Source organism: [Scytonema hofmanni] UTEX 2349, from assembly GCF_000582685.1.
Taxonomy (GTDB): domain Bacteria; phylum Cyanobacteriota; class Cyanobacteriia; order Cyanobacteriales; family Nostocaceae; genus Hassallia; species Hassallia hofmanni.
Genome location: NZ_ALWD01000158.1, coordinates 1 through 6,205, shown reverse-complemented (window position 1 = coordinate 6,205; position 6,205 = coordinate 1). Strand labels below are relative to the sequence as shown.

The 6,205-nt window shown below is 38.4% G+C and carries 4 protein-coding genes; all 4 read left to right on the top strand.

What is annotated here, in order from left to right; translation table 11 throughout:
* The first annotated feature begins 803 nt into the window (after positions 1-803).
* Positions 804-1,058, top strand: coding sequence for a hypothetical protein (locus tag TOL9009_RS0101215; RefSeq protein WP_029630615.1), 255 nt, complete (start codon positions 804-806; stop codon positions 1,056-1,058).
* A 278-nt stretch (positions 1,059-1,336) separates the two neighbouring features.
* Positions 1,337-4,360, top strand: a complete 3,024-nt coding sequence (locus TOL9009_RS0101210) for a hypothetical protein (protein WP_029630613.1) — start codon at positions 1,337-1,339, stop codon at positions 4,358-4,360.
* A gap of 49 nt (positions 4,361-4,409) precedes the next feature.
* Positions 4,410-4,706, top strand: a complete 297-nt coding sequence (locus tag TOL9009_RS0101205; RefSeq protein WP_029630611.1) for a hypothetical protein — start codon at positions 4,410-4,412, stop codon at positions 4,704-4,706.
* A gap of 489 nt (positions 4,707-5,195) precedes the next feature.
* The gene (locus tag TOL9009_RS0101200; RefSeq protein WP_029630609.1) at positions 5,196-5,477 is read left to right on the top strand and encodes a hypothetical protein; all 282 of its coding nucleotides are present in this window, start codon (positions 5,196-5,198) and stop codon (positions 5,475-5,477) included.
* The last annotated feature ends 728 nt before the right edge of the window (positions 5,478-6,205 follow it).

The following is a 6,205-nucleotide window of genomic DNA, read 5'->3' as shown; positions in this document are numbered from 1 at the left end:
GCAACGTTAAATCTTGCATTGTTTGTTGCATTTTACTTGCTAGCTGGATGCCTAAGTCAGAGAGTGAGGGGTGTTGGAGAGATCGCGCGGGGTTGAAATTCTGTTTGCCCGTTTATGCGTCTAGAATTTGAAGCTTTATGGAACTGTTCACCAGCGCTGGTTTTAGCGTGTTTATTACCAGTGACAAGTTAACTTCCCGAAAACGGAATAGCGTGTTTTAAAAATATTTTCAGTTTTTGGTAAACACTAGGAAAAAAGTATGGTGAAAGATAACGTCAAATACCAACGAAACCTATTAGGTTTCCGGACAGCCGTCTACGCGATATAACGTTCATTTTTTGTGCCCTTTCTGTGAATTCTTATAAATATCATTACAGTACTTACAGCACTTATTATCACCATAAAACGTCTCAGTACATTCTGCTATCGTCACTAAAAATTTTCTACCGCATAAAGTTTGTAGATATTTGGTTTGTGAACTGCTAACTTCCAAAACGTGTAGTACCCCGTTAGGATTTATTCTTTGTCCTAAAGTTTCCATAATTGGTATATCGCTTGAAACTATTGCATCTATTGATGATACGCGATTAACTCACGCTAGGGTTGTAACCGTTATTCGTTCCCGGACAACTATACTAGTCCAGCAAAAATTTAGTGAAATTTGTAAAACCAGAAAATAACTAATACGCGCTAAATCACGGTACAATCGGTACAAAGTTAATATGCCCCCCAGCAGCAAGATTTCGACCTCTCACTGCTGGCAGGTCTTCCACAGTTGATTCCGCAACCGAGGCAAAATCATCATGACACATCGTGACGCTAAAAGTCATTTATTGGACTTACAGGATTCAATAAATCGCATCAAAGAAGATTCTCGCTTAATCAAGTTAGCCAGTAAAGAAGACGGATGTACACCCGATAACTTTGCTAACATCCATCTTTTGCTAGAGATTTATCAGTCACATTTAGAGTGTGAAATTGAAAATTTAGATTATGGTTTGTCTGTAGTTACTAGATATGTGCATTCAGAGAAAGTGGATGTTGATGTAGTGGAATAGCATCAATAAAAAAGCCATAGCCTTAGTGCATCAACATTCTAAGGCTATGGCTGTGCTTTAATTGACGTTTCAAAAACCAAATACATTATATTACAAAACACACAATAAAAACAATTTTATTGCAACTATAGAAATCGTTTTTGAGTATTTTTGGAAAATATGTAACATCGCAATAAGTGTATCTAGTCAATTTGATATAGCGCTAGTACAATGAAAATGAACCTTAACGCGATGAACGTAATGCTAAAAACCAATTTGAAATCAAGGTGCTTTAAGACGTGTTCAAGAACGTTGCAAAAGATTATATATATCCAGATGAAACCATTTATAACGTAACTGGTTTAAACCTTTATTTACCTGTTGAAGTTGATACCGAGTTTACACATCCAACTTACAACCTAAACCACGTCAATAGTAAAGATAGAGATATCTGTCAAAATTTAACCGTGCAATGCCGCTCAATAACCAGAGAAGTTGGCATAATTTATGCACATCCAGAAATATCTATTAATAAACCACGGCATCCAAAATTTAAACATGGATTTGTTGTTGTAGATTATTTGGAAAGTTACGGACACCAGGTGCAACTTTATCGGTTAGCAACTTGGAATAGCACCGCAAATATCCCGTGGCTACAAATCGACATGTACAGTTACTTTGCAGTTGCCGAACTTATGCGCGTTTTTCAAGGTGCGTATCGTGATGACGTAATGTCATTAATTGTTAATCCCTGTGAATACGGCATACATCAAGGCAGGCGATTAAGGACTTACACCAAAGCAGGAAACCAACTTTTTAATTATGTACAGATGCCGTGGGAATTAGTTATTGACGGCATACCGTACAGAATTAGACTTTGCATTTACGACACATGCGCCGTGCATGGTGTTGCAAGTTATGCAAAGTTTTGCGCTAACTCGAATGTGACTTTAGAGTATAAAGATATCTTCAGTGACAGAGATAAAGGTATGATGGATCTCATGTACCTTAAGCGTCCTGATGATTTCGATAATTATGCGCTAGGGGACTTATACAATCATAATGCTTTGTTGGGTAATATGGAAAACTTCTATAAGATTTATCAGTCTTTGGGACTTAGTAAATATCACACCCCACCGCGTTTAACGATTGGTGCAACCGAGTCAAGGATGATAGAAGCTGCTATCAAAAACTTATTTGGTTGTGAGTCAGATGATAGAAGTGCTATTAAAGCATTTTGTAAATATGCTTGTGCTGACTGGTTAAAAAGGAAGACAACAACGACAGCGTGGTTAAATGTCAAAGTTGATGGTGGGAGATGTCGCAATAATCGACCGATAGACACTACTGTTAAAGGTGTAATTGCTGACTTAGACATCTCTAGCGCTTATGGTGAAGGTTTACGAGTTCAAATATATCCTTTAGGCGTACCCGTCTTAATAGACTATCCCATCGCTAGCAAGAATAATAAATATCAAACACTTAGGCAATTCCTTAAAAAGTATAGTCACGAATTAGTCCCTGGATTATGGCAAGCGCGAGTCTCATGTAAGGATAATTTACCTTTGACTTATGCACAAGATTATTTAACATCTTGGTTTCCACCAAAAGATATTTCAACTATGCCTACCGATAGTGCATTTGCTGAGACGGATGATTGGTGGGATGTAGATAATGTTGGTGAAGTTAGAATCTTAAATAATGAAGTGCATCACGCTATTATCACACATGATTTTATTCAATGGTTAGACAATGTAGCTAGTGTACGACAGCGTAAAGAATTTCTAGATAGCTTAATAATTGAAACCGCTATTTACTACCCTGCTAGTGAACGTGTTGAGACTCCTAACGCTTTGATAGAAGCACATGCACGGCATAAAGGTAATAATGTAACCTATGCTGAGTCGCACAAAGGAAAGACTCGTAAAATCGCTGTTGAGGAAGAATGTCACCGTTGGTATGGGGTGAAATTGGGTGAATTGTTAGTAGATAAATTGCTACTAGAGCGTAAAAAGTATCCTAAAAAGACGGCACTTAATGAACTATATAAGTTATGCATAAATACCTTATATGGTGATATGGTTTCACCCTTCTTTGAAGTTGGAAATGTGGTAGTAGGGAACAATATCACTGCCAGAGTACGGGGTTTAGCGTGGTGTATGGAGAAGGGTTTACATGGTTGGCAAAGCATAACAGATGGTTGTGCTTTTGATATGAATAAGGTGCTTTATCCTAGAGATGGTAGGCGTATTCATGGCGAAAACACTGTTAATCTCTACACCAACGATGTGAGATATGCTATTGGTTTTAATCCCATTAATGAAACAGGAGATTTATCTGTAACAGATAATAAAACATTAGTATTAGGAAGTAACGATATAGAAGATGTGCAAGAGTTACCCGACGGATCTAAAGTTGTTTCAGATGATAAAGAACCCATATTACTTATCTGTGAAGATGATTGCTTACGTTCCTTTTCAGCCACAGATTCTCTAAACTGGGTTAACAACGCGACAATGGCACACTTGCGAAACTTGTTTTCTGGATTAGATGTTTTGCACCAAGAAACACAAGACGTTTACGGTAATAATCGCTTAGGACAATTTGAATTTGAAGCAAAGGGATTGTACGACACTGCCACATTTCACGGCACGGCTAACTATAGTCTAAGTTTCCAAGGTAAAACCAAAGTGGCGATGCGTAGCTACTCTAAACGCGGTCATAAAATAATAACTGGAAATGAGGAACTTATAGTTAATGAAGATGGTACGAAACCATCTGAGGAATTTCTCCTAGCGCTAACAAATCCATCGTCTATAGTTAGAGGACGTGTATTTTTGCGGGAACATATATTGAAAGTAGGAGACTTTCGGCGTAACTACCTAACCTGGAAAGACACTCACGTTTATCCTGGTTGTACCGTCGAAGTTGCGGGGTTGTTGCACGAATTTTCACTTTCACAATTCACCTTTCAAACTCAGAAACAATATCTTGGTTGGCGTAAAGAATATGAAAAACTTTTACGCAGTTGCGGTCAAAGTTACGAGATGTTTTTCTTAAATAAAGACGGTACTCTTAATTATCAAAAGATGATTGAGACGATCGATGGCTACATTCGATCTGGAAAAAACAACTTCTTTGATGGACTTGACAAACGCCAAGCTAATGTGTATAGGAATTACATTAAGCATGAGGCTAGTGAGTGTTTGGCTAAAGTTCAAGAGCAACTTAGCACTAGGTACAGTGGCGATCGCTTGGAAGTGACGCGAGAACTTAACGACGACTTCAATGATGCTGAAAACCTGGACTGGACGGACTATTGACCGGATATGATTTATCTGTTACAGTTAATTAAACTAATTGTACAGGTAAATGGATTCTTCAGATAAGCTTGCTAAAGACGGCACACGACGCGGGAGACCTACGGGCATTCCTAGAGAAGGTAAATATGGAACTGGGGTTAAAACCAAACTTGTGCGTGTGCCTGAGACCGTCGCCGACAACATCAAAGATATTTTGGAAACCTTTGAGCAAATAAAAGTTTTGGTCGATACCTGGGAAGAAAAGATAGAGGAAACAGCCGGCAAGACTAAAACCGGGAAACCATCGCCACGTTACGAACGTGCGGTTGAACTTTTGGGTGAACTCAGAAATTATTTAGGGGAATAACTGGGTTATAAACCGACCATTCCACAACAATTAACTAGTTACAGTCCGACTACACACAGAGTACAGGGAGACTATAGCCATAGCATAGCCATACTTTACTAGTTTAGACAATGGCTATGCCCAAACTATAGAAGGACTGCAACCCAACAACACCACAACTATATAAAAATTGGTTGTAAAAACCTTATTGACATATTTTCTCAGACTTATTGACAAAAAGAATCATTCTTGTTTGTAGCAAACACCCCCATTTTTCAAAAACACCCCGACTTTGCGACATTTTTCAACTTAAAAAACCCTTATTTTGCAATACTTCCAGGCGACGCTTTGATGCAAAGCCGCTTATACTGGGGAAAGGGTACGCATCATCCCCATCTAAAAACGCCATTTTTGTACGAACAAATCGTATAACATAGTACTACAAAACACTACACTAAGAATGTTATCATCTTTCCATAAATGTGTATTTATGGATTTATGACAAGGAAGATGAATTCCGCATCGCTCGAAAATTTAAAGTTGGGAGCGACCCATAGGGATAAAGGTAAAATTCGCACTAACGTAACTATCCTCCCAGAAACTAAGGCTTGGTTGGAACGTGGCGGTAACGTTAGCGGTCGGATTGATGAGATGGTAGGGAAGATTCTCAGAGGTGAGCTAGTTGGTTGTAGCAAGTTAGAAGATGCACACAGAGAAATCGCAAGCTTAAAAGCACTTTTAGAAGCTGGTAGATCGCGTGTCGGGAATGACCCGACAACCCCGACAGCTTAACCCGACAAATACACCCGACAAAATTGTAAACACCACTACTCAGCTGTAATTTGCTACTTTATTTTTCTTGTAATCGCGTAACTTACACCCTTATTTTACAGGTATAGGAAGTTGTAAGTTTAAAAATAAAAAACGTTGCAAGTATACAGCGCAAGGTTTACAGCTACTTACATAATTTTCAAAACACTTACAGCTGTAAGTTTTCTAAAAGTGGATGCAACAATTGTTGCAACGTTAAATCTTGCATTGTTTGTTGCATTTTACTTGCTAGCTGGATGCCTAAGTCAGAGAGTGAGGGGTGTTGGAGAGATCGCGCGGGGTTGAAATTCTGTTTGCCCGTTTATGCGTCTAGAATTTGAAGCTTTATGGAACTGTTCACCAGCGCTGGTTTTAGCGTGTTTATTACCAGTGACAAGTTAACTTCCCGAAAACGGAATAGCGTGTTTTAAAAATATTTCAGTTTTTGGTAAACACTAGGAAAAAAGTATGGTGAAAGATAACGTCAAATACCAACGAAACCTATTAGGTTTCCGGACAGCCGTCTACGCGATATAACGTTCATTTTTTGTGCCCTTTCTGTGAATTCTTATAAATATCATTACAGTACTTACAGCACTTATTATCACCATAAAACGTCTCAGTACATTCTGCTATCGTCACTAAAAATTTTCTACCGCATAAAGTTTGTAGATATTTGGTTTGTGAACTGCTAACTTCCAAAACGTGTA

Coding starts and splice junctions, on each gene's coding strand:
- TOL9009_RS0101200 (WP_029630609.1), top strand. CDS start 5,196: ATGAATTCCGCATCGCTCGAAAATTTAAAGTTGGGAGCGACCCATAGG.
- TOL9009_RS0101215 (WP_029630615.1), top strand. CDS start 804: ATGACACATCGTGACGCTAAAAGTCATTTATTGGACTTACAGGATTCA.
- TOL9009_RS0101205 (WP_029630611.1), top strand. CDS start 4,410: ATGGATTCTTCAGATAAGCTTGCTAAAGACGGCACACGACGCGGGAGA.